The sequence below is a fragment of the Candidatus Gastranaerophilales bacterium genome (assembly GCA_028696075.1).
Taxonomy (GTDB): Bacteria; Cyanobacteriota; Vampirovibrionia; order Gastranaerophilales; family JAILCC01; genus JAQVHS01.
On record JAQVHS010000010.1, the window covers coordinates 1 to 23,018 of the forward strand.

The window sequence follows — 23,018 nt, forward strand, 5'->3', positions numbered from 1 at the left end:
CCTTGAATAAGTAAAAAACGGCGGAATAGATAAACTGGCAAAAGGTAAAACCCAAATAAACATCGCACTGCGTCCTGAATCGCTGGGAAAAATAAATATTAATATAATTTCCAATAACTGAACCTTAAGCGCACAATTCACGGCAGAAAATAAACAAGCTGCAGACATACTTAATAAAAATCTGGAAACTCTAAAGCAGAGCCTGAACGACCAAGGCTTCAAGCTAAGCACTGTAAATGTAAGAGTACAGGAACCAAGCCAAAGCGAAGCCAATTTTAACAACACTCAAGGCAATAATGAAGAAAAACTAAGCGGATTTTTCAATAATCCTCATAAAAATGCTGACGGAAAAAATTCTGATATGAAAAATCAAACATCAGATAATATTGAAAACGAAACAGATAACACAAATGAAGAAATCAGCGAGAGGATGATTTCCGAACACGAAGGTGAAGTAGATTATATAGTTTAATTAATAAATATAAGGGGAGAGAAGATGTCTTACATAGATACTACAAGCCAATTAGCAACAATGAAGAACGCAACTTCGTCCGCTAATTACGAAAAAAACAAAGATAAGGTGGGTAACTCATCAATGGATCAGGACACGTTCCTTCAATTAATGATGACTCAATTACAATACCAAGACCCGCTATCACCGATGGGCAATACGGAATTTCTGGCACAACAGGCTCAATTTACACAAATAAGCGAACTTCAAAAGTTAAACAGCAACTTTGTCGGATACAACAGCATGCTTCTCGCCACTAACCAAATTACTCAGGCAAGTTCAATGATAGGAAAAGAAGTAGAAGCAATAGACCCTGATGACAGCAATAAAACAATGACAGGTATTGTCGAAGAAGTGAAATTCAGCGCCGACGGCATAACTTTGTTAATTAACGGCAAAGAAGTTTCTTCTGATTTGGTAACCTCAATCAAAAGCGACGGCACAAAAGCCGGTACGGGTGATTCATCAGAAAACAACAGTACAACGAGTACAGATGCAACAAGTTTTGCAGATAGTTTCATTGATTCAATATTAAACAATCCAAAGCTCAAATCAGCCTTTAATACAGCGTTGGATACATTAGTCGAGAAATTTTTATAGAAATATACAAAGGGGAGAAATAATTTATGTCACAAGCGTTATTTTCAGCAATTTCAGGAATGACTACTTCACAATCAAAAATTGACGTAGTAGCCGACAACATTGCAAACATGAACACTGTAGGCTTTAAAGCATCTAATTTAAACTTTAAAAATCTTTACTCCAGAATGTTATCATCAGGAAGCAGCCCTACATCAAACGCAGGGGGAACAAACCCCATGCAGGTAGGATTGGGAGTAGCAATAGGAAGTATTACACGCGATTTTACAGCAGGAACAGTACAATCAACGGGACGTTCCCAGGACCTTAATATACAAGGGATAGGATTTTTCACTATCAGAAATTCCAACGGAAGTATAGGCTTAACACGTGACGGGAATTTCACGCTTGATTCAGAAGGCTATCTTGTAACCGCAAACGGAAATAAAATATACGGAACAAATAAAGCTCTGAACAATATTTCAAGCAATGAATTTGTAAGAGTTCCTCCCTCATTAAATATGGTAGCATCAGGCAAAGACCTGACATCAGGCAGTGCCGGAAACTTGGACTCTTTGAATAATGCAAGTATTACTCAGGGGAAATTCACCTTTAACGTATATGACGGAACAAGTCTGTTAAGCACAATAAATATAGATACAACTTCGCCTATACAAGCAGTTTCTCTGAAAGATATTCAAGACCGTATAAATGCTGCAATAGCTGCAGACCCGGCTTTAAGCGACGGAACGGATCAAACGGTAAGCGCAAAAGTTAATACCGACGGTACATTTTCCATAAGCATAGGCGCAGCGGGAAGTTTAGTAACGCCAACTAAAATAGAGTTTGGCGACAGCACAGATACAAGCAACTTCCTTGTAGAAACAGGCATATCAACCTCAACTTTGGACACAGGTGCATATACGAGCAAGATATTGTCTTATCAGGCAACTATAGCTCCGCCAAATAACAGTGAGGCAACACAATCGAAAACCTCTTACTCTGTAAGTGATACAGGTGCGTTAGAAGCGGTATATTCAAACGGTGATAAAATTACCGTTGAAGATAAAAACGGCAGTATTGTATTGAAATACATCACTTCAAGCGGTATGACCATTGGTAGCGACGATATTACCGTAGTAAATAATGCAATTAAAGCCGAAAATCTTCAACTGCAATTGGCAACGGTTATGAATGAAGAAGGTTTGATTTCAACAGGCGGGAATATATTTGTAACAGGACCTAATACAGGTAGTATGACTTTTTCTTCAGGCAATACCAACGGCTTTGGCTCAATCGGTTCTGCGGGGTTAGAATCCTCTAATGTTAACCTGTCTATTGAATTTGCCAATATGATTATTGCTCAAAGAGCAATCGACGCTAACAGCAGGGTATTCAGCGCTTCAAGCGAAGTCCTGCAACGACTGGTCAATATGTAAATAAACTATAAAAAATAAGGTCAGATAATCTGACCTTATTTTTTTTGTAACGTTTGCACTATTTCATAAACTTCATTTTTAGATACTTCAAAGATTTCAGAAAGTATCACGCTTATATCTTTTGAGCTAAAGCCTTTTGCAATCAATTTTTTAATATATTTATCAATATCAGAAATACCGGCTTGCAAATCGCAGGAATGAATAATCCCCGTTATCTCACCTTTTAGCGTTGTATTTTTGAGATATTCAATCATTTCGCAGGCAGACAGAGTGTTAATATCCTCAAACATTTTGGTTAATTCTCTGCCGATAGAAACTTTTACATCTCCAAAATTCTTTTTTATAGTTTCTATCGTTGCCAAAATACGATTAGGCGATTCATAAAATACAATATCAAACTCACTCAAATAATCAGATATTTTAACGACTTCGGATTCTTTTTGAGGGAAAAACCCTATAAACGCAAACTTTTTATAGCTTTCAACGGCGCTAAGCAGGGTAGTCACAGCGCTGATACCGCCGACGGGAATAACTTTTATCCCGTTTTGGCGTGCAATTTCAATAAGAATACTGCCGGGGTCTGAGATTAACGGGGTTCCCGCATCAGAAACCAGTGCAATGTTTTTACCGCTGTTGAGCAGGGCTATAAGTTTTTCTGATTGCTGCTTTTCGCTGAATTTATGGTAACTTACGGTTTTAGTCTTTATATCATAATAATTGAGGAGTTTTTGGGTAACTCTTGTATCTTCACAGGCAATTAAATCAGCACTATTAAGAGTCTCAAGCGCCCTCAAAGTAATATCTTTAAGATTACCGACAGGAGTGGCGACTACAAATAAATCGCCTTTACTCAAAAGTAAAACCGCTGTTGTCAGAATTTTTTATAACATCAATAGCCATTTTAGCTCTGAGGTTTTTAATATATTTATAAATATAATCTCTTTTTAAATCCAAAAGTTCCGCAAGCTCTTTTGCATAAACAATTTCGCCCTTTTTGCTGATAAAGTAGTCTAAAACCTTCTCTTCTCTGTCGGTCAAAGGTTTAACAAAAGAAATATTCAGTTTATCATATTTATCCGATATGACAGCCTTTTTATCCGTTGTTTTTTCTTTTTTAGCCGCAGGCTCGGCAGTTTCTTTTGTTTTGAGAGCAGCTTTAGACGGAGCAGGTTCTTTAACCGGCTTGGTTTTTTCAGTTTTAACTTCAGATTCTTTTTTTATCTTTTCCGGTTTTTTAGCGGGTTCTTTTTTGACCGGCATTATTTCTTCATCATTTTCCATATCAAAAGCATCATGTTCCGGCAGTTCAGCAAAATCATCAAATTTAAGCTCATCATTTTTTTTATGTTTAGCTTCTGTTTTAGATAATTTAGGAGTCAGGTCAATTTTTTCAAGTTTAGTCATTGTATTAAATGAAGAAGTTTCTCTGGGGTTATATGTCTGGTACAACATATCAGCCAAATCGTTGGTTTTCTTTTCTTCCTGAATTTTCTTGCCAAGGCGCTGCGCATATTCTTCAAGCGTAATTTTCTCAACCGAACTTCGCCATTTTTTTATTTCTTCTTTTGATAAATATTCGCTCATCTGACTTCTCCAGAGTTCCTGCTCCGCATAATAAGGATACAGGAAAAATCAAATTAGTCAAAGCCTTAATATTTTTGTAATATTACTCAACCGGCATAAGTCTGTTGAACTGTGCATCTATTGCCCTTATTCCGTTTTTGTCAAAATCGATTTTATATAAAATCGATTTGCCGATAGTAATGGCGCCCTGCACTTTGCCTATGCCGAATTTTTCGTGCATAACGACATCACCGTTTTTAAAAGAATATGTATGCTCAATATCAATCTCATCATTCATTTGATTATTTTTCTGCTCTTTTAATTTTTGAGCTATAGCTCTTGCCTGTTCAATACCGTTTATCATATTTTTAAACTCTTTTTTAGTCCCTTTTTCCGTTGTTTTTTTCTTTAATACGGGAGGTTCAAAATTCTTACCAAATCCTCCTGCAGCGGATGTTTCTTTTTTAAAAGGCGGTACAAAGTTTTTTCCGAAAGACGAAGACACAGGATTATCATTGTCATAACCTTGTCTTTTTTGGTTTAGGGATTTTACAGCTTCGCCGAATGTAGAGGGGCGATAAGCAGCGGGCGACGTTTGGGAGATATTCGAATTTACAAGATTATCAGGTATTTCCGATATAAATCTGCTGGGTTCTCCATACCTGTATTCACCCCACATTTGACGTCTTCTTGCGTAAGTAATATAAAGTTTTTCTTCGGCACGGGTTATCCCGACGTACATCAGGCGCCTTTCTTCTTCCATTTCGGAATTATTGTTTAAAGAACGCGAATGAGGAAAAATCCCCTCTTCCAAACCCGATAAAAACACAACCGGATACTCCAAACCTTTAGCAGAGTGTAAAGTCATCAAAGTAACAGCGTCAGATGCTTCATCAATTTCATCTACATCACTAACCAAGGCTACTTGCGCCAAAAATTCGCCAAATTCATTTTCCTGCGCAATTTCTTCAAATTCTCTTGCAACGTTTATAAATTCCTGAATGTTTTCAATTCTGACCTGAGCTTCTTCCGTTCCTTCATCTTCAAGTTCTTTAATGTACAAAGTATCAAGCAAAAGCTCTGATATAAACTCACTCAAAGAAAACTCCTTTTGTTTTTTAACAAGACTCAATACAAGGTTTCTGAACCCTTGCAGATGTTTTTTGGTTGCGGCGGAAAACTCTTCAACATTCTCCAGCTCACCCAAAATACTAAACATACTTGTGGAATTTTTATACGCCAATTCTTCAAGCTTTTTAACCGTAGTGGGACCTATTGAACGTTTTGGAACGTTTATAATACGTTTCAGCCCTTGATTATCAGACAGATTGTAGACCAATCTTAAATAAGCAACAATGTCCTTAATTTCTTTTCTTTCGTAGAACTTCAGCCCTCCTACCATACGGTAAGGAATAGACGAAGACATAAAGGCTTCTTCAATAGCGCGGCTTTGGGCGTTTGTTCTATATAACACGGCAGTGTTTTTCAGTTGCGAAAGCCCGTTGTCTTTGACTTGTCTTGCAATATAATAAGCCTCTTGCGCCTGATCGTCAGCCTCATAGCATTCTATTTTTTTACCCCGCCCTTTTGTAGAATACAAATTCTTTTCTACCCGCTCAAAATTATTCTTTATAATTTTATTCGCGGCTTCTAAAATAGTGCCTACTGAGCGATAATTCTGCTCAAGTTTAATCATTTTGGCTTCGGGAAAATCAGACCTAAAATTCAATAATATCTTATAGTCCGCCCCTCTCCAGCTATATATTGACTGGTCAACATCACCTACCACACACAGCGAAGTTTCGCTTAAATCCAATTCTTCTGCCGGCTTAGCGTTAGTGAAGAGCAATTTTATAAGTTTATATTGCGCAAGGTTCGTATCCTGAAACTCATCCACCAAAATATGCCGGAACTTATTATGATATTTAGTGCGGATTTCCTCATTCTGTTCAAGCAAATTAACCGCCATTAAAAGCAAATCGTCAAAATCAAGCGCATTATTTACGCTAAGCGCTTTTTCATAAAAATCATAAACCTGTGCGACTTTATCTGTTCTGTAATCACGCGCCCTGCAGGCAAATTGGTAAGCATTGAGCATTTTGTTTTTTGCATTGCTGATTTCAATTTGCAAGACTTTCGGCTTATAGATTTTATCATCCATGTTCAAGTGCTTTAATGCAGCTTTTATAACAGCAAGGGACTCGTCCTGGTCATAAATAGTGAAATTTCTGTTCCAGGAAATTCCTTCTTCGTTTTTGTAGCTTTCAATATCCTGCCTTAAAATCCTGCCGCAAATACCATGAAACGTTCCTACCCAAAGATTTCTGACAACTTCTTCGCCAAGATTTTTTTCAAGCCTGTTTTTCATTTCTTTGGCGGCTTTGTTGGTGAACGTAACCCCTAAAACATTGTAAGGCTTTACCCCTGATTCAACCAAATAAGCAATTCTTGTTGTCAAAACCCTTGTTTTGCCGCTTCCTGCACCCGCAAGCACAAGCAATATTCCGTTTGATTTAACTACTGCCTGTTTTTGCTGCTCATTTAACCCTTTTAAAAGCTCTGCCATGTTAACTCTTTTCTATTCCCAAAATTGTGCTATGATAATAAAATCATATACAAAAAACAGATTATTTGGTAAAATCTTAAAGAAACTTATTAATTTGGTAGATACACATAGGAAAGTAAAAATGTCAGACGAAAAAGAAAACACGATTATGGTACCGCTTGACGGCGTTGATAAAGATGATATCCCTGATACAGCTGATGCTTTGGCACATGAACTTGCTACAATTCAGCAGTCTTCAAAAAAAATAGCTATAATCGGAAGCAGAAACCTTCCTATAACACACCAACAGATTATTGAAACAATTTCATGGGCGCTTGCCAATAACGGGAATACTATTATAACCAGCGGAGGTTCAAGCGGAACTAACGCCGCAGCTATAAGAGGCGCTATGAGAGCCAATCCGCAAAACCTTTTGGTTATTTTGCCCCAGACCATAGGTCAGCAACCATCAGACGTACAAGACCAGCTGATAGGCGTTCCGAATATTACAGAACACCCTGACCGTGCAATGATGACTTTGGCTGACGCAAGCAGAATTTGCAACCGTGAAATTATAGACGAATGTCAACAGCTTATATGTTTCTTATCACATACAAGCGGAACGCTGCATAAAGCTGTAGCCTATGCGGAAGAAACCTACAAAATAGTAACAACTTTTTATTTAGATTAATTTTAAAACCTCACATGCCTGCTGTGCGGCAAGTTTTTGTGCTGATTTTTTAGAATTGGCCGTTCCGGTACCGAGTTTTTTACCGTCGAAGATAATATCTACGGTAAAAATTTTGTTGTGCGGAGGACCTTCCTCGTTTACTACAATATACTCCGGCAAAGCGCCGTAAGCAGACTGTAAATATTCCTGCAAAACAGCTTTATGATTGACCATAGAGCGTCCTTCATCAACGAGCGTTATTTCTTCATGAAGCAGGCTGACCAAAAATTCTTCCAGCTGAACTTGCTTTCCGTCTAAGTACAATGCGCCTAAAAGAGCCTCAAAAGCGCAAGCAAGGGTCGAACCCCTGTATCTGCCGTCATTTTTTTCTTCATTGGTACCAAGTTTCAGATAATCAGGCAGGCCTATTTTAAGTGCCAATTTTTCCAGGATTTCATCGCTAACAACAACAGAGCGGATTTTTGTTAATTCACCCTCATTATACGAAGCAAAACGCTTGTATAAATAATCGCTAATGACAAGTTTCAAAACAGCATCGCCGAGAAACTCCAACCTTTCATTAGAAGTAATATAATCACAACCGCTTTCTCTGCAAAAAGAACTATGTGTAAGTGCCGTGTCCAGCAACTCCAAATTATCAAACTCAATAGCGGATTTGACTAAAAATTGTTTAAGCTGTTCGTGCCTGTTAATGTTCATCATCTTACTAAAAATATCGGATAGGCAACAAAGTAATAAAAGTAATAATAAGTCGCAGCTACAGTAAATATGTAACTATCAGCCCTGTCAAGGAAACCGCCATGCCCGGGAAGAATATCGGACGAATCCTTAGTACCCGCATCACGTTTAATCATAGATTCAAATAAATCACCAAATTGAGCGCTGGCTGTAATAATCACACCTGCAAAAAATGACTGCCAAAAACTCAAATTTATAAAATAACCAATCACAAGACATGCAAGGATGGCAAAGAGCGCACCGCCGGCTGCACCCTCAATCGTTTTTTTAGGGCTTACTTCGGGCCAGAGCTTCGTTTTGCCGAAATTTTTACCTATGTAATAAGCAAAAACATCGGTCATTGTTATTCCTATAACCATAAGAAAAACGTAAGCAATAGAATTATCGAAGTTAAAATTATAGAACAATAACTGCCCTGCATCCATATTCCTCAAAAATAAGAAATGGACAGGCAATACACCGCCATAAATAAAGCAAAGCAGAGTTGCCCCTATATCAATGACCCTGGCCTTCGGTCCGCGTTTTAGTATAGCGATAAAAGCGTAAATAGAACAAAAAACAGTTACTATTACAAATAAATCCCACCTGTTAAATAACCCTATTAAGGTATACAAAACACAGCTGATATAGGCAATTTGTTTGTTGGGATGGAGGGCTTTTGCATACATCATATTTGTAAGCTCTTTCATACCAAAAAACATAATAGTTAATAAAAATAAAGCCAAAGCCCAGCTTCCTATAATAATAGAAGCCAATATAACCGCTAAAAATATTGACGCCGTAATTACCCTTTTCACTATACTTTTAATACCTCTTTTTCTTTTTCATCAGATAAATTGTCAATAATCTTAGTAAATTTGTCGGTTAATTTTTGAATTTCATTTTGGGTATCTTTAACTTCGTCCTCTGATAAATTATCGGCTTTTTCAACTTTTTTCAGCTCATCTGTCATGTCGCGTCTGATATTTCTTATAGCAACTTTTGATTCTTCTGCGGTTTTGCGAACCTGCTTGGAGATTTCTTTTCTTCTGTCTTCCGTTAAAGGAGGAAATGTCATTCTTACACAAGTACCGTCACTGTTAGGTGTAATCCCTATATCAGATTTGGCAATGGATTTTTCTATCTCATGTACCAAAGTTTTATCAAAAGGAGAAATCACAAGAGTTTGACCGTCTTGCACGGAAACATTGGCAACTTGTCTTAAAGGGGTAGGTACACCATAATACTCAACGCTGATTTTTTCTAAAATCAAAGGATTGGCTCTGCCGGTTCTGACATTACCGTATTCTCTTTTTAAATTGTTAACGGCTTTTTCCATTTTTTCTTCGCCGTTTATCAGAATTTCTTCAACGCTCATAGTTATTCTCCTACAAAAGTACCTATATTTTCACCTGAAATTATCTTAGTAATACCGTTCTTTAAAGCAAAATCAAATACAATTAACGGGATTTTATTCTCCTTACAAAGAGAAACAGCGGATGTATCCATAATCTTTAAATCTTTTTTTATAAGCTCTTCGTAAGTCAGAGTTTCAAATTTTTTCGCGTCAGGATTAATTCTAGGGTCGGAATCGTATATTCCGTCAACTTTATTCTTTGCCATAAGCATAAGATTAGCGTCAATCTCAGCCGCTCTCAAACCTGCGGCGGTGTCTGTCGTAAAGAACGGATTGCCTGTTCCGGCCGAAAAAATAACCACACGATTTTTTTCCAAATGTCTTATAGCTTTAAACCTCAAATAAGGCTCTGCAATCTCATTCATAGAAATAGCGCTCATAAGCCTGCAGGGAATATCAATGTTGCGCAGCATGGATTGAAGCACAGCCCCGTTCATAACAGTGGCAAGCATTCCCACATAATCGGCAGAAGCCTGAGGCATGCCGAGTTTAGTACAGTTCTGCACCCCGCGGAAAATATTTCCGCCGCCAACAACAATTGCAATCTGAGCGCCTAAATCATGCGCTGATTTAATTTCCTGCGCTACCTCGCTGACCACTTTAGGGTCAATCCCAAAGCCCTGCTCACCCATAAGGGCTTCGCCGCTGATTTTTAATAATACCCTCTTATATTTTAAATTATCGGACATGATAAACTCTTAAAAACTATTATCTTAATATTACAGGAAATCAGGATAAAATAAAAGGGTTTAAAGGAAACTATTATTATATTTCCTTTATCTCATCAACATATCTTGAAAAATCTCGGATTCAATCATCCACTTTTCTTCTTCCACCGTAAAAGCGTGATTTCAAATATCATCGCTGACTATAACATAATTATTTTTTTAACATCGCTAAGCTCACACACAACCAAAATACTCGGACCTGCACCGCTTAGCTCATAGTCCGAAATACCTATTAAAAGTTTCCACTATCTTGACCAATCAAGTTTTCTGGTTTTATATAATTCGCAGAATTGGCTCTAGACCAGTTTACAAATTTTTTTTTGACTGTTGCCGGAGTTCCGGTTACTAATGTATTTTCTTCACTAAATTGTTTGTTTACAAGTGAACACGTACCAACAATTGTATTATTAGGCAAAATTACATTTTTAAGAATATTAGATTTTGCGGCAATCCACACATGATTACCTATTATAATATCTCCGGGATGATTGATAATTTCTTTTGAATTATTGTCATAAATGACATGTGCATCACTTGTCCGCAGTAGTATATCCCAACCGAACATACAATCTTCACCTATAACTATTTTGGTGTTTACCGCATCATAATTTATAAGAAAAACGCCGCCATTAATTGAAAAATTTTTATCTATCAAAATTTTCGATTTTTTTGCATCAAGATTTAAGGTTGTATTTTGGATTAGATAAGAAGAACTGTTTATTTTAACTAGCGTATTGCTCTTACATTTGATTTTAAAGTTCAAGAATCTTGGCATCGGGCTTCCATATATAACAACTTTTGAGCCATTTCCGTCAAAATGGACATCAAGCCCGTTGATTTTAGGATATAGTTTTTTATTTCCATCTCCATCAATTAAATAAAACAGATTGCGCTTTTTAAAATTAATATAATTTTTGACAAATGTTATACGCATAAGTTGTGTGCGGGAAAGAATTTTAATCCAACTTAATTTGGGGTTGTTTGGCAGGAAAGGTTCAATATTTTTAACTTTATAATCTCGTTTTAAACTTCTGATAACAGGATTAGGGTCAAATGTGCCAACTAAAATATAATCTGAATTTTCATTCTTTATAGCATCTGCCGGAATTGCTCTATATTGTACAGAATTCAATTCTATAGTTGTTTCTTTTTTAAAACGTTTATCACTTATTGCAACGATGTTTAGTGTATTTAAATCATAATTTTTTGCAATGGTTTCAAAAAAGCTACCGCATCCGTATACCAAAATCGGTTTATTTTTATATTTTTTATTTAAATAATCGAGCCTTCGTTTAAAAAATTTTTTTTCTAGGTATAACTCTAAATTTTGCATTTTGCTTCCTTTTATTTTTCACAGTGCCATTTTAACACAAATTTTTTTAAATCTTTTGATAACAGACTTGGTTCGGCTAAAGACGAGATAGAGACTGAAGAGTTTAGAGAGGAAAAATAAATTAGTAACTTTAATGGTTATAGGTGTGCTTACTGTTTTAACTATTTCCGATATATTTTATAAATGATAGCTGATAAAAGCACCTTAAGTAGCGGTCAGTATTGTTACTTTAAAAGCATATCCTGAAAAATCTCGGATTCAATCATCCATTTTTCTTCTTCCACCGTAAAAGCGTGATTCCAAAACTTCTCTATAGCATAAGTTTCACGCTCTTCTCTATGAAGAATATGAACAACCACATCGCCGTAATCCAACAAATTCCATCTGTTTTTTGTATCTTTTTCATCACCGCAGGGTTTTCTGTTAAAAAGCTCTTTAACTTTATCTTTTACAAAATCGCTCATCGCTTTAACCTGAGTAGAGGTATCAGCGCTGACTATAACAAAATAATCAGCTAAAACGGACACATTGCTTATGTTTAAAATCGCAATATTATATCCTTTTTTATTATCCAAAGCTCTTGCAATAGTACAAGCAAACTTATATGCGCTTATTTCTTCCATTTACACCCCTTGTTTTATAATAATTTTGCGCCGTTAGGCTCTACATCCACTACCCTTATATCAGTATTAACACTGTAATTACTCCAGGTTTCTTTAATTATTTTTTTAACATCGCCAAGCTCACTATCAGAACACACAACCAAAATACTCGGACCCGCACCGCTTAGCGCACAGCCCAAAACATTATCGACATGTTTTAAATTAGTGATAATTTCATCAAGCCCCGGAACTAATTTCATTCTGTAAGGCTGATGCAGCCTGTCTTTCATTGCAAGTTTCATCAAAGCAGCATCCTTTAAATGTATAGCTTCAACTAACATAGCAGCCCGCCTTGCATTAAAAGCGGCATCAGACAAACTGACTTTTTCGGGCAAGACAGAACGCGAAATAGAAGTAGAAAGCTCATAATCCGGAATACCTATTAAAAGTTTCCACTGTCTTGGCCAATCAAGTTTTCTTGTTGTTACGCTGCCGTCGCTTTCGGCGCTGGATAATACAAAACCTCCTTTAACAGCAGCTGAAATATTATCCGGATGACCTTCAATTTCTGTTGCTATGGACAAAATCGTATCTTCATCGGCAGGCGAACCCAAAAGCTCATTAGTAGCCATCAATCCGCCTACAATAACCGAAGCGGAACTACCCAGTCCTTTTGCCAGCGGGATATTTGACTGGATATTAATTCTCATGGAATGGGGGGTTTGCCCTATATAAGTAAAAAGCAAATCTACCGCCCGATAGACAATATTAGATTTATCCGTAGGAATATGAAATTCACCTATATCAAACTCATCAGAAAACACATTAATTTGTATCCCCGCATTCGGGTCAACCAATTCTTCAATGGTAACAATATTATACATAGGAAGCGCTATCCCAAAACAGTCAAAGCCCGGTCCTATATTTGCAGAAGTTGCAGGGACTTTTACACTTACTTTCATTGTTTCATTATTCCTTATCTATATTTTTAACAAATTCTTCTTCACCTACCACACTCATTACATAAGGTTTAGAAAAATATTTATCAGCCACATGCATTATATCCTGAACAGAAACTGATTGTATTAATTTAACATAATCATCCTTAAATTTGTAAGTTTTGTCAAAGTTTTCCCAATACCCGTTCAAAAATGCCTTATTTTCCGCTGTTTCCTGAGCAAGCATATAACGCCCTATAAGTTTGGTTTTAGTGTCTTCAAGCTCTTTTTGAGTCAAAGGCTTTGTTTTTAAATAGTCAATTTCTTTTAAAAAGTCTGTTTTAACCTCCTGTAAATTAGCAGGGTTTGTGCCTATATACATCATAAAAACCCCTGTGTTATAGCCTGAAGAAAAACTCGATGCCAACTCATAAGCAAGCCCTTTTTCTTCCCTTAAATTTATAAAAAGCTTAGACGTAAAACCCGACCCTAAATAAGTGCTTGCCACCTTCAAAGCAGCGTAGTCTTTTTCGTTTAAAAACCCGTCGGTCAACCAGCCCAAAACAAGCCATGCCCCCTGTGAATCTTTTGCTGTTTTTACGATTTTATTTGATGTCAACGCAGGCGCTTTGATTTTTAATTTACTTTGCTCAACAGGCACAAAATCAGGGTTATGTTTAAAAGATGAAAACTTTGCCAGCACATCATTTTCATCAAAATCGCCCGCCACGCTTACAAGCATATTGGAAGGGTCAAATGTAGTTTTGTATACCCGAATAACATCCTGCCTGTTTATTGAAGGAACTGTTTTTTCTAAAAGCTTACCCGTATAAAGCAGTTTGGAATTAGCAAAAAGCGCCGTATTAAACTCCTCAAAGGCGATGTTTTTAGGCTTATCACGCGATGTTTTTATATTATAAAGTGTGTCTTTTTTAACGTCTATGATATATTTTTCTTCAAAAAGCGGATTTTCCGCGACATCCTGTAAAACCTCAAAAGCCTTATCAAAATCCTGAGAAGTTGTTTTCATTGAAATTTCAAAAAACTCTTTAGCAGCGCTTACTCCGATATAAGAGCCAATATTTTCCATATCATTATTTAGCTGCATATTGGTTCTGTTTTTTGTGCTTTTAGCAATCGTGGAAGCAAGAATGTCAGATGTTCCCGCTTTTGGCTCGGTCAAAAGCCCGCCTTTCAAATAAATTTTCAAAGCAACAATATCATTGCTGTCATATTTGTTTAAAAGAACAATTGCACCGTTTTCAAGTTTGTATTTTTTAATGCCGTTATACTCTTCCAAAAATTGTACTTTGGGTGAAGCTGTTTTTGCAGCGGTATTTTTATTTGCAGCTTCAACATACCCGTTGGGTGCAACTATCGATAAAAAAGCCTTCTCATCGTCCAAATAACGGTTAGCGGCAGTTTTAATATCATCGGTTGTTATGCTGTCAACGACATTAAGATAATTACAATACTCTTTTACTCCCGTGCCGACCGTTTCTGAATAACCAAGAATAAAGGCTATCTCATCATTTTTTTCGTTGGAATAAATAAATTCTCTTTTGTATATATTTTTAATTTTTTGAAGCTCCTCCGGCTTAACCCCTTCTTTTTTAATTTTCGCAATTTCCTGTTTTACTTTTTCAAGAACAATATCCTTGTTTTTAGGGTTATAAACAGAAAACACGTAGAAGAACCCGTCATCTTTCAGCGTAAAATTACCTGCGGAAATATTCTGCACAAGATTTTCCTTCTCTTTCAAAGTTTGGTAAAGCTTGGAGGATTCGCCCGAACCGCCCAAAATCATTCCCAAAATATCAAGAGTATAGTCTTCTTTTTTATTTTTTACAGAGTCCTTTGTATTATAGCCGTAAACCATATAAATTGAATTTGTGTCGGTTTTTTCGATAATTTGACGCTTATTTTGCGGCATTTTTTGAGGTTTCGGAGCAGTTAAGGTTGAGGGTCGTTTTTTCGCGCAGGCAAAAGCATCAGCTACCTTTTTAAGTGTTTTTTCGGGATCAACGTTACCTACAATAACTGTTGTCATATTGGAAGGGGTGTAGTATTTATTATAAAAATTAAATATTTCTTCCCTTGAAATATTTGCAATTACATCCGCAGAACCCAAAACAGGCTTGACGTATCTGCTATCCTGATAAACAATTGATTGAAAATTTTCAAACACTCTTTGCGAAGGGTTATCTTTAGAACGGGTAATTTCTTCCAAAACAACTTTTCTCTCATTTTTCAGCTCTTCCGGGGGAATTGCTATGTTTAAAAGCATATCGGAATGAAGCCTTATCGCATCATCCAGATATTTATCCGCTATTTTTACATAATAATAAGTATAATCCTTGCTTGTAGCAGCGTTAAAGACGCCGCCCTTTGTTTCTAAAATCTTCTCAAACTCACCGCGTTTATTATTTGTAGTTCCTTTAAAAAACAAATGCTCCAAAAAGTGCGCCACTCCGCTATTAACTTCTGTTTCATTTTTAGAACCGGTATTTACAAAAGATTCCACAACCACAGACGGGTTATTTTTTTGCGGAACAATAATAACTTTTTGTCCGCTCTTAAGCCTGTATTGGTTTATGTTTTCGCACACAGAGGCATAGCTTTGCGAAAAGTTTAAAAACAAAACCGTATAAACAATTAAAAATACCCTTATTAATTTCATCATCTCAACCCTCAAGTCTAAAGCTGCATAATGAAATTATAGCATAATGACCGATAAAAATTTTTTAGTCCGTTATCTAACTTTAAGGCTAATCTTCAATATTCAAAAACATATTTAGGGTACCGTCGGCGTTGCGCCATTTAAACCAACCTATTTTTTGAGTTCCGTCGTATTCGCCTACTCTCAAAAGAACCCAGTTACCTCTAACCAATTGGGCTTTAACAGCTTTAGGGTACAAAAATTCATAGCTGATTGCGCCGTCTTCCTGCGGAGTAAGCCTTAAGATTCTATCTTCTTTTCTGGTATCGGCAAAGAAATATAGCCCCCTTGCGGAACCGAATTTTTGAAACAATTCCCCCCAATAAAAAACTCTGCAATCAGGGTCGTTTTTTATCCATCCGCTTAAGTTTGACTGTCCATTGTAAATAATTTTAGTATAAGAAGTTTCCTCTTCATCAAGAGCGATAAAACCCGCCATACCTTTTTTAGGAGAAAAAACAGCAAATACGTTCTGAGGTTTTTGAGTTCCCGCCAAAGTATAAACACTTTTATTATCCCAATTCATTTTTTCAAGCACACGGCTTTTTTCATCAGGCTGCTCATAAATTGTAACCGCTCCTGTAGCAAAATACAGCCCTATACCGTAATTTTTAATATTGTTATGGTATTTTGGAGTGTATTCTACAGCAAAAAGACTTCGCATGGGAATCATCACAGCTAAAATCAAAATTATAAAATAAATAAACTTTCTCATAATACAACTACCTTGTTTCTTCCGCCTTTTTTAGCCTGATAAAGCGCATTATCCACCCGTTGGTATAAAGCCTTCATATCCTCCTTAGGATGAAGTTTTACAAGCCCTATACTTGTTGTAATTTTCAAAGAACTTTGCTTTGCATTGAATTTGGAAATATCAAAGTCCATATTTTCTATACGGCCTTTCAGCCTGTTTGCCACTATCTCCGCTTCTTCAATAGTAGTCGAAGGCAAAATCATAAAGAATTCTTCTCCGCCGTACCTTGCTGCAAAGTCGTATTCACGCACTTCATCTTTTATAATTTTGGAAAATTCCTTCAAAACCACATCTCCTACGTAATGCCCGTAAGTATCGTTGATTTTTTTGAAATAGTCCACATCCAACATCATAACGCATAAAGGCAAATTTTTCCTGTGCGCAATAGCAATTTCCTGCACTATTCTTAAATCCAATGACCGCCTGTTGTTTAAAGCAGTCAAAGCATCCTGCGTTGCATATTTTTCAATTTCAGCATAAACCCCTGCTTTATCAAGCGTAGTGGCAGTCTGCTGTGAAAGCTGCAAAAGATAATCTATATCTTCCTGTGCAATACATTGTTGCTTTCCGTCAATTATAATCGCGCCTTTCAGAGCATTTTCAAAAAAGATAGGGAACAAAACTATTTTTTTATCCCCGGAAACAGTAATTTTTTGTTTTAAATCAATATTTTCCAAAACGGGATTTAAACGTTTTTTATCGTAGCGCAACGGCCATGCAAGTTCAAAATTATCACCATCATCTCTCATAAAAATATAGACAAAATATTCACTGGCAAAATTATCAAGAATTTCGCCTATAACAGGGATTAAGAAGGAATAATCGTACTGCGTTTCGAGGATTTTTGCTATATTTTTCTGGGCTTTATAAAAATCAGCGCTCTTAAGGATTTTAGCATTCAATTCCTGATTAATGACTGTAGATGAGATAAGAGATGAGAGTACAAAGAAGGTTTTAACCTGACTCTTTATAAGCATTCTCTGTATTATATTTTCTATTATGATTTCTAAAAAACCTATACACTTATAATTCTGCATCATAGGGATATAAAGCGTATTTTTGCCTTTTTTAAGCTCAATTTTGTAAGAAATATCAAAATCATCATTAATAACAATCGACATACCGTTTAACAAAAAGTTCAAACGAATTGTAGAAGTAAGCGTTGAATAAACCGCTTCATATTGGGAAATGCGTTTATCCGACATAATTTCCCATTGGCGGTCATAAAATTTAAAACTGTTTTGACTTTCATCACGTAAAATAATATTGAAATCATTCAAACACAGATACTGTTCAAAAATAGAATATAAATTTGCAAAAATATCTTCAACAGCAAGATTACAGGTCAAAGACCGACTGACTTCCCATATAAAATCCAATTCGGTATGATTTTCAAAACAATTCACATTCAAATACTCTTTTTTAGGAATTTCACAATTTTAGCCTAATTTTTTTATCAAGACAACATGAATGTGGAGTATTTTTTAAAACTGTTAAAAACTTTAACTTTTTTGAATTTTGTTATAGATTATAAAAGTAAGTGTTAGAACATAAGGGGGTTTTTATTATGAGTAACACAAAGAACATTGTTTATTTAGACGGTAAATATTTGAATTATGAGGACGCAAAACTCCCCGTAAGAACTCATGCTTTTTTGTATGGAACATCTGTTTTTGAAGGTATAAGAGCGTATTGGAACGAAACAAACAAGCAACTGTACATTTTTAGAATGAAAGAGCATTATGAAAGAATTTTGCGCAGCTGCAAAATAATGCATATGCAAGTACCCTATTCCGTGCAGGATATGTGTGATATAACGGTAGAATTGCTCAAAAAAAACGCACCTGAAACAGATACCTACATAAGACCCACCATATTTAAAACCGCAGAAAAAGTGGGACCCGGCTTGCTTGATAACCCCGATTCATTTTTAATTTTTACAACCCCGTTAGGTCAATATTGTGATTTATCAAAAGGCTTAAGCGTATGCGTATCAAGCTGGAGAAGAGTAGAAGATAATGCAATTCCTCCACGAGCCAAAGTAAGCGGAGCTTACGCAAACACGGCTCTTATTGTTACTGATGCCAAACTTGCAGGATTTGACGATGCGATAGTTTTATCAGAAGCTGGTAATGTAACCGAAGGCAGCGCAATGAATTTATTCCTTATAGAAGACGGGAAACTTATCACTACAAAAACAACCGATAATATTTTAGTCGGCGTAACAAGAAATACCATTAAAGAAGTAGCGCAAAAAGAACTCGGGCTTGAAGTAATAGAAAGAGAAATAGACAGAACCGAACTCTATATAGCTGATGAAGCCTTTTATTGCGGAACAGGCGCACAGGTAAGCCCTATCACAAAAATAGATAACCGCAAAATAGGCACAGGCGAAGTTGGTGAAATAAGTAAAAAAATACAAACCTTATATTTTGAACTGGTAAAAGGCAATGTGGAACAATACAAACACTGGTGCGTAGGAGTTTATGATAATTAAATCCATTCTTGAATTCATCGGGCAATGTGTAATTAACCTGATTTTTTCAATAAAATATCTGCTTGAAGGCAAAGTAAACTGGAAAAATACCATAATCCAAGCGGCAAGTATAGGTTATGATTCCGTAGGAATTTCACTGATAATCATATTTGTAACGGGAGCTGTAATTTCGCTGCAGCTTGCAAGATACTTTTATATGTCCGGGGGCGAAGCTTATGTTGGAGGGCTGGTTTCTATCACCCTTGTAAGAGAATTAGCTCCCGTTTTTACGGCGCTTGCGATTTCAGCCCGTGCAGGAACCGCCATAGCATCTGAAATAGGAAATATGAAAATCTCACAGCAGGTCGATGCGATGAAGGTCTTATCTGTGAACCCGTTAGCGTATCTTGTTTTACCGAGAGTAATAGCAGCCGCTGTGATGGTGCCTTTGGTAACTATTCTGGCACAGTTGACAGGGCTGATAGGCGGGATGTTTATAGCAAAGCTAAGCATAAATCTTCATCCTCAAAGATTTTTCAATGCCGTTTGGTTATATACCCAAACAAAGGATGTTTATATCTGTCTGCTGAAAGCCTTTGTATTCGGGATTATAATGGCGCTTGTATGTTCAACTCAGGGATTAAACACAACGGGCGGAGCTGCAAATGTCGGCAAAGCCGTTACAAAATCCGCCATTTGGACAACTGTTATCATACTCATTGCGGATTATATTATATCCTGGATTTATTACTGATTTTACGCGCTTAACTTGCCAAAGCACAAACTTATACAGTATAATGTAGGAGTATCCGAAATAGATATTGGAGAAAATTTTGGCTATTCCTAAATGCCCTTTAATGAGTGCGGGCGGTGAAAATATTATTGTTTGTCAGCAAGAAGATTGTGCCTGGTATATGAAAAATTTTAAATCTTGCAGTATTTACATATTAGCCCACGAAGCGGCTCTAAACATTAAAGAAAAACAAACAAAACAAGGGTAAGATATGAGCAAGACTTTTGCATTGGCGTTTTTTGCCTTAACCATCATAATAATAGTAGCTTCAACTGTCATTGCCAACAAGACCATTGATATTTATACTATGATAAGAGCATTACAGGTAATGGTTCCCGCCTGTATTGTTACCGCCGCAATAGGTTATTTGTTGGGAAGGGTTCTTGAACAATCAAAAAGCGACACAAAAATTTTTAACAGCCTACCGCAGCAAAGGTATATAGACGATTTATTAATCAAGCCTGATGAGATAATAAAAAAATCAAGTTTTATAGAAACATCAAATATAAATGACGGGGATTATTACAATGCAGAAAATCAATTTGACGCCGGCTCATACCCCGAAGAACCTGTAGAAAAGAAAATAATAGAGTGATATATGGTTGATAAAATAGTTCTTTTTTTTAAAAAGCAGAGAATAAGTTTAGGCATACTATTTTTTATTCTAATGAATGTAGTAATGCTCTTAACTGTATTATCATTAAGCTCTTACTACATGTCCGTATCTCAAAAGCTCAGCCAGATAAGTCTTACAGAGAAAAAATTCACCAATTCGGCTATTTCAAACATAATATTTTCAGCAACCAAAGAAAGTATAAACCGCAACAATTTTGAAATACTTGAAGAAATTTCAAACAAATTAAAAAATAACACTCTCGTAAGTTTTGTTGTTGTATACAAATCGCCTGATTCTTATAAAATCACCTGGTCTGACCTTCCCGACCTTGAAGGCAAAGCCTATACCATAGAAGAAATAACAAAAATATATCAGGATAAATACCCTTTTGCGACGAAACTCAGTTTCACGGAAAGCGAAGTAAACGGAAAAAAAGTTGTAGTTGCCTATACAATAGAAACAGGAATAACCTACGCAATTGATGATTTAGTAAAAACGAATTCTGCTATTGTTTTAGGTTTTGTCCTATTAAGCTCATTTATAGCCATCTTAATGTTCAAAATTGTAATATCACCTATAAACGAACTTACAAAAGGGGTTCATGTTTTGGCAAAAGGCAACCTGAAGCACAAAATCCCTTATACCCCCTATGGTGAATTAAACATACTGGTTAGTGCCTTTAACGATATGGCATCGATGATAGACAGAATTCATACATCTTTGGAAGACAGGATAAGAGAAAGAACGGAAGAAATTTCACAAAAGAATAAAGAACTGAAATCGGCTTACAAAGAGCTGCAGGAAGCTCAGGCAATGGTAGTTCACAGCGAAAAAATGCGCTCTTTAGGCGAGCTTGTAGCAGGTATAACCCATGAAATAAATAACCCCATCAACTTTATTTACGGCAACTTAATGCACCTTAGCAACTATTCCCAGGATTTAATAGATATAATAGAAAAATTCAAACTATGCGAACCTGAGTTAAGTGAAGGTCAAAGAAACGAGATTAAAAAATTACTTGAAGAAAAAGAATACTCGTATATTAAAGAAGACCTTCCCGACCTGATAAAAAGCTGCCGCGAAGGCACCATCCGCACCAAAAATATCGTAAGCGATTTGAAGAATTTCTCAAGAGCGGAAGAAATGATAATCAATGAAATTGATATAAATAAAGAACTCAATACAACACTTAATATCTTGTATAACAAATATAAAACACGCATAAGGGTACATAAGGAATATTCTGATTTACCCAAAATAGACTGTTTTGGAGGACAAATCAATCAGGTTTTTGTAAACCTTATTGACAATGCCATAGGCTCAATAAAAAACGAAGGTGATATCTTTATAAGGACAAAATTTGAAAATAACAACATAATAGTAGAAGTTGAGGACACGGGAGTGGGTATTCCGAAAGAAAACCTGAAAAAAGTCTTCGAACCGTTTTTTACCACAAAGTCTGTAGGAGAAGGTACGGGACTGGGCATGTCAATCACTTACAAAATTGTAGAAACACACAACGGTAAGATTGATATAGAAAGTGAAGTTAACAAAGGGAGTAAATTTACTGTAACCCTTCCTTTAGACGGAATTAAAAGAAAGGCAAAAAATGAAGTATAAAATCTTAGCAGTAGACGATGAAGAGAATAATCTGCAGCTTCTGAATCGAACTTTAAGAAGGAATTACACCGTAGTTACAGCAGATAACGGCATAGCCGCTTTGGAAATTTTAAAAAAAGACCCTGAATTTGACATGATAATCTCGGACCATAAAATGCCTCAAATGAGCGGAGTAGAACTTCTAAAAGAAGTGAACGACCACTTCCCCGGAATCATCCGTATTCTTATCACGGCATACAGCGAAGTTCCTATTTTAATAGATGCTATCAACTCAGGCAAAATTTACAGGTACATAAAAAAACCATGGATGCCTGAAGAAGTTTTACTAACTGTGGAAAAAGCCTTTGAAGCAAATAAATTGACCTATGAAAACCAAAAACTTATAAAAGACTTCAAAGATTTATTTTCAGGAACAATTACAGCAATTACCGAAGCGCTTGATGCCAAAGATAAATATACATCGGGTCGAAGCAAAAGAGTTTGTGTATATTCAATAGAAATCGCCAAAGAGATGGGTCTGTCAGACATAGAACTTAGCAAAATCGAAGTGGCGGGACTCTTGCATGACATAGGAATGATAGGGGTATGCGAAGATATTTTAAACAAAACAGAAGCACTAACGCCGGAAGAATACGAAGTAATCAAAAAACACGTTGACTTTGGCGTAAATATTCTCGGCAATATCAAGCAGCTTGACAGCGTAGTAAAGATAATCAAAGCCCACCATGAAAGGTACGACGGTACAGGTTATCCCGACAAACTCACTGGTGAACAAATCCCGATAGGAGCAAGAATTATAGCGCTGGCAGACAGCTTTGACAGTATGACATCAACAAGAGCGTACAGAAGCGATTTATCGTCTGAAAAAGCCGTCGAAATAATTAAAGAGAACGCAGGCAAACAATTCGACTACAATGTTGTGCAGGCATTTTTAAAAGTTATACATAAATTCGATTTCTCAAAAGATGAATACTAAA

General features: G+C 36.3%; 22 protein-coding genes. 9 read left to right on the plus strand and 13 right to left on the minus strand.

The genetic code is table 11. The annotated features are described in order from the left end of the window. The first annotated feature begins 496 nt into the window (after positions 1-496). Together PHX18_06930 and PHX18_06935 are read left to right on the plus strand one after the other, a co-directional pair. On the plus strand, positions 497-1,111 hold the full coding sequence (locus PHX18_06930; GenBank protein ID MDD3594343.1) for a flagellar hook capping FlgD N-terminal domain-containing protein: 615 nt from the start codon (positions 497-499) through the stop codon (positions 1,109-1,111). 26 nt (positions 1,112-1,137) lie between these two features. Continuing rightward, on the plus strand, positions 1,138-2,529 hold the full coding sequence (locus PHX18_06935; protein ID MDD3594344.1) for a flagellar hook-basal body complex protein: 1,392 nt from the start codon (positions 1,138-1,140) through the stop codon (positions 2,527-2,529). A 35-nt stretch (positions 2,530-2,564) separates the two neighbouring features. Here PHX18_06935 and rsmI read toward each other — a convergent pair whose 3' ends face one another. The 3 genes from rsmI to PHX18_06950 form a co-directional block, all read right to left on the minus strand. Next, positions 2,565-3,383, minus strand: a complete 819-nt coding sequence (rsmI, locus tag PHX18_06940) for a 16S rRNA (cytidine(1402)-2'-O)-methyltransferase (GenBank protein MDD3594345.1) — start codon at positions 3,381-3,383, stop codon at positions 2,565-2,567. After that, positions 3,376-4,113 (minus strand): helix-turn-helix domain-containing protein, encoded by a 738-nt coding sequence (locus PHX18_06945; protein MDD3594346.1) that lies wholly within the window; start codon positions 4,111-4,113, stop codon positions 3,376-3,378. Before PHX18_06945 ends, rsmI begins: the two co-directional genes overlap by 8 nt. A gap of 82 nt (positions 4,114-4,195) precedes the next feature. Beyond that, the gene (locus tag PHX18_06950; GenBank protein ID MDD3594347.1) at positions 4,196-6,658 is read right to left on the minus strand and encodes a 3'-5' exonuclease; all 2,463 of its coding nucleotides are present in this window, start codon (positions 6,656-6,658) and stop codon (positions 4,196-4,198) included. A gap of 31 nt (positions 6,659-6,689) precedes the next feature. Here PHX18_06950 and PHX18_06955 point away from each other — a divergent pair, with 31 nt between their 5' ends. After that, a complete protein-coding gene (locus PHX18_06955; protein MDD3594348.1) occupies positions 6,690-7,328 on the plus strand; it encodes a DNA-processing protein DprA in 639 nt (212 codons plus the stop codon). Here PHX18_06955 and rnc read toward each other — a convergent pair. The 10 genes from rnc to PHX18_07005 all read right to left on the minus strand — a co-directional run bounded on the left by rnc (position 7,320) and on the right by PHX18_07005 (position 17,942). Next, on the minus strand, positions 7,320-8,030 hold the full coding sequence (gene rnc, locus PHX18_06960) for a ribonuclease III (GenBank protein ID MDD3594349.1): 711 nt from the start codon (positions 8,028-8,030) through the stop codon (positions 7,320-7,322). The genes PHX18_06955 and rnc overlap by 9 nt on opposite strands. Next, the gene (locus tag PHX18_06965; protein ID MDD3594350.1) at positions 8,027-8,863 is read right to left on the minus strand and encodes a phosphatidate cytidylyltransferase; all 837 of its coding nucleotides are present in this window, start codon (positions 8,861-8,863) and stop codon (positions 8,027-8,029) included. Before PHX18_06965 ends, rnc begins: the two co-directional genes overlap by 4 nt. Next, a complete protein-coding gene (frr, locus tag PHX18_06970) occupies positions 8,863-9,423 on the minus strand; it encodes a ribosome recycling factor (GenBank protein MDD3594351.1) in 561 nt (186 codons plus the stop codon). The genes PHX18_06965 and frr overlap by 1 nt, the downstream gene beginning before the upstream one ends. Before the next feature lie 2 nt (positions 9,424-9,425). Next, positions 9,426-10,151: a UMP kinase gene (gene pyrH, locus PHX18_06975; protein ID MDD3594352.1), complete on the minus strand. Its 726-nt coding sequence runs from the start codon at positions 10,149-10,151 to the stop codon at positions 9,426-9,428. A gap of 271 nt (positions 10,152-10,422) precedes the next feature. Beyond that, entirely contained in the window at positions 10,423-11,523 is a 1,101-nt protein-coding gene (locus PHX18_06980; GenBank protein ID MDD3594353.1) for an acyltransferase, read from the minus strand. Positions 11,524-11,747: 224 nt separating this feature from the next. Further along, a complete protein-coding gene (rsfS, locus tag PHX18_06985) occupies positions 11,748-12,146 on the minus strand; it encodes a ribosome silencing factor (protein MDD3594354.1) in 399 nt (132 codons plus the stop codon). A gap of 14 nt (positions 12,147-12,160) precedes the next feature. Next, complete coding sequence (gene thrB, locus PHX18_06990) at positions 12,161-13,087, minus strand: homoserine kinase (GenBank protein ID MDD3594355.1); 927 nt, start codon at positions 13,085-13,087, stop codon at positions 12,161-12,163. 7 nt (positions 13,088-13,094) lie between these two features. Next, positions 13,095-15,746, minus strand: coding sequence for a pitrilysin family protein (locus PHX18_06995; protein ID MDD3594356.1), 2,652 nt, complete (start codon positions 15,744-15,746; stop codon positions 13,095-13,097). An 85-nt stretch (positions 15,747-15,831) separates the two neighbouring features. Next, a complete protein-coding gene (locus PHX18_07000) occupies positions 15,832-16,497 on the minus strand; it encodes a hypothetical protein (GenBank protein MDD3594357.1) in 666 nt (221 codons plus the stop codon). After that, complete coding sequence (locus PHX18_07005; GenBank protein ID MDD3594358.1) at positions 16,494-17,942, minus strand: GGDEF domain-containing protein; 1,449 nt, start codon at positions 17,940-17,942, stop codon at positions 16,494-16,496. Before PHX18_07005 ends, PHX18_07000 begins: the two co-directional genes overlap by 4 nt. Positions 17,943-18,103: 161 nt before the next feature. Here PHX18_07005 and PHX18_07010 point away from each other — a divergent pair, with 161 nt between their 5' ends. The 6 genes from PHX18_07010 (at position 18,104) to PHX18_07035 (ending at position 23,017) form a co-directional block, all read left to right on the plus strand. Further along, complete coding sequence (locus PHX18_07010; GenBank protein ID MDD3594359.1) at positions 18,104-19,033, plus strand: branched-chain amino acid transaminase; 930 nt, start codon at positions 18,104-18,106, stop codon at positions 19,031-19,033. Further along, entirely contained in the window at positions 19,023-19,766 is a 744-nt protein-coding gene (locus tag PHX18_07015; GenBank protein ID MDD3594360.1) for an ABC transporter permease, read from the plus strand. Before PHX18_07010 ends, PHX18_07015 begins: the two co-directional genes overlap by 11 nt. Before the next feature lie 79 nt (positions 19,767-19,845). Further along, complete coding sequence (locus PHX18_07020) at positions 19,846-20,013, plus strand: hypothetical protein (GenBank protein ID MDD3594361.1); 168 nt, start codon at positions 19,846-19,848, stop codon at positions 20,011-20,013. 3 nt (positions 20,014-20,016) lie between these two features. After that, complete coding sequence (locus PHX18_07025) at positions 20,017-20,400, plus strand: hypothetical protein (GenBank protein ID MDD3594362.1); 384 nt, start codon at positions 20,017-20,019, stop codon at positions 20,398-20,400. Between the two features lie 72 nt (positions 20,401-20,472). Next, complete coding sequence (locus tag PHX18_07030; GenBank protein MDD3594363.1) at positions 20,473-22,041, plus strand: ATP-binding protein; 1,569 nt, start codon at positions 20,473-20,475, stop codon at positions 22,039-22,041. Continuing rightward, positions 22,031-23,017 (plus strand): response regulator, encoded by a 987-nt coding sequence (locus tag PHX18_07035; protein ID MDD3594364.1) that lies wholly within the window; start codon positions 22,031-22,033, stop codon positions 23,015-23,017. The genes PHX18_07030 and PHX18_07035 overlap by 11 nt, the downstream gene beginning before the upstream one ends. Position 23,018 lies beyond the last annotated feature (1 nt).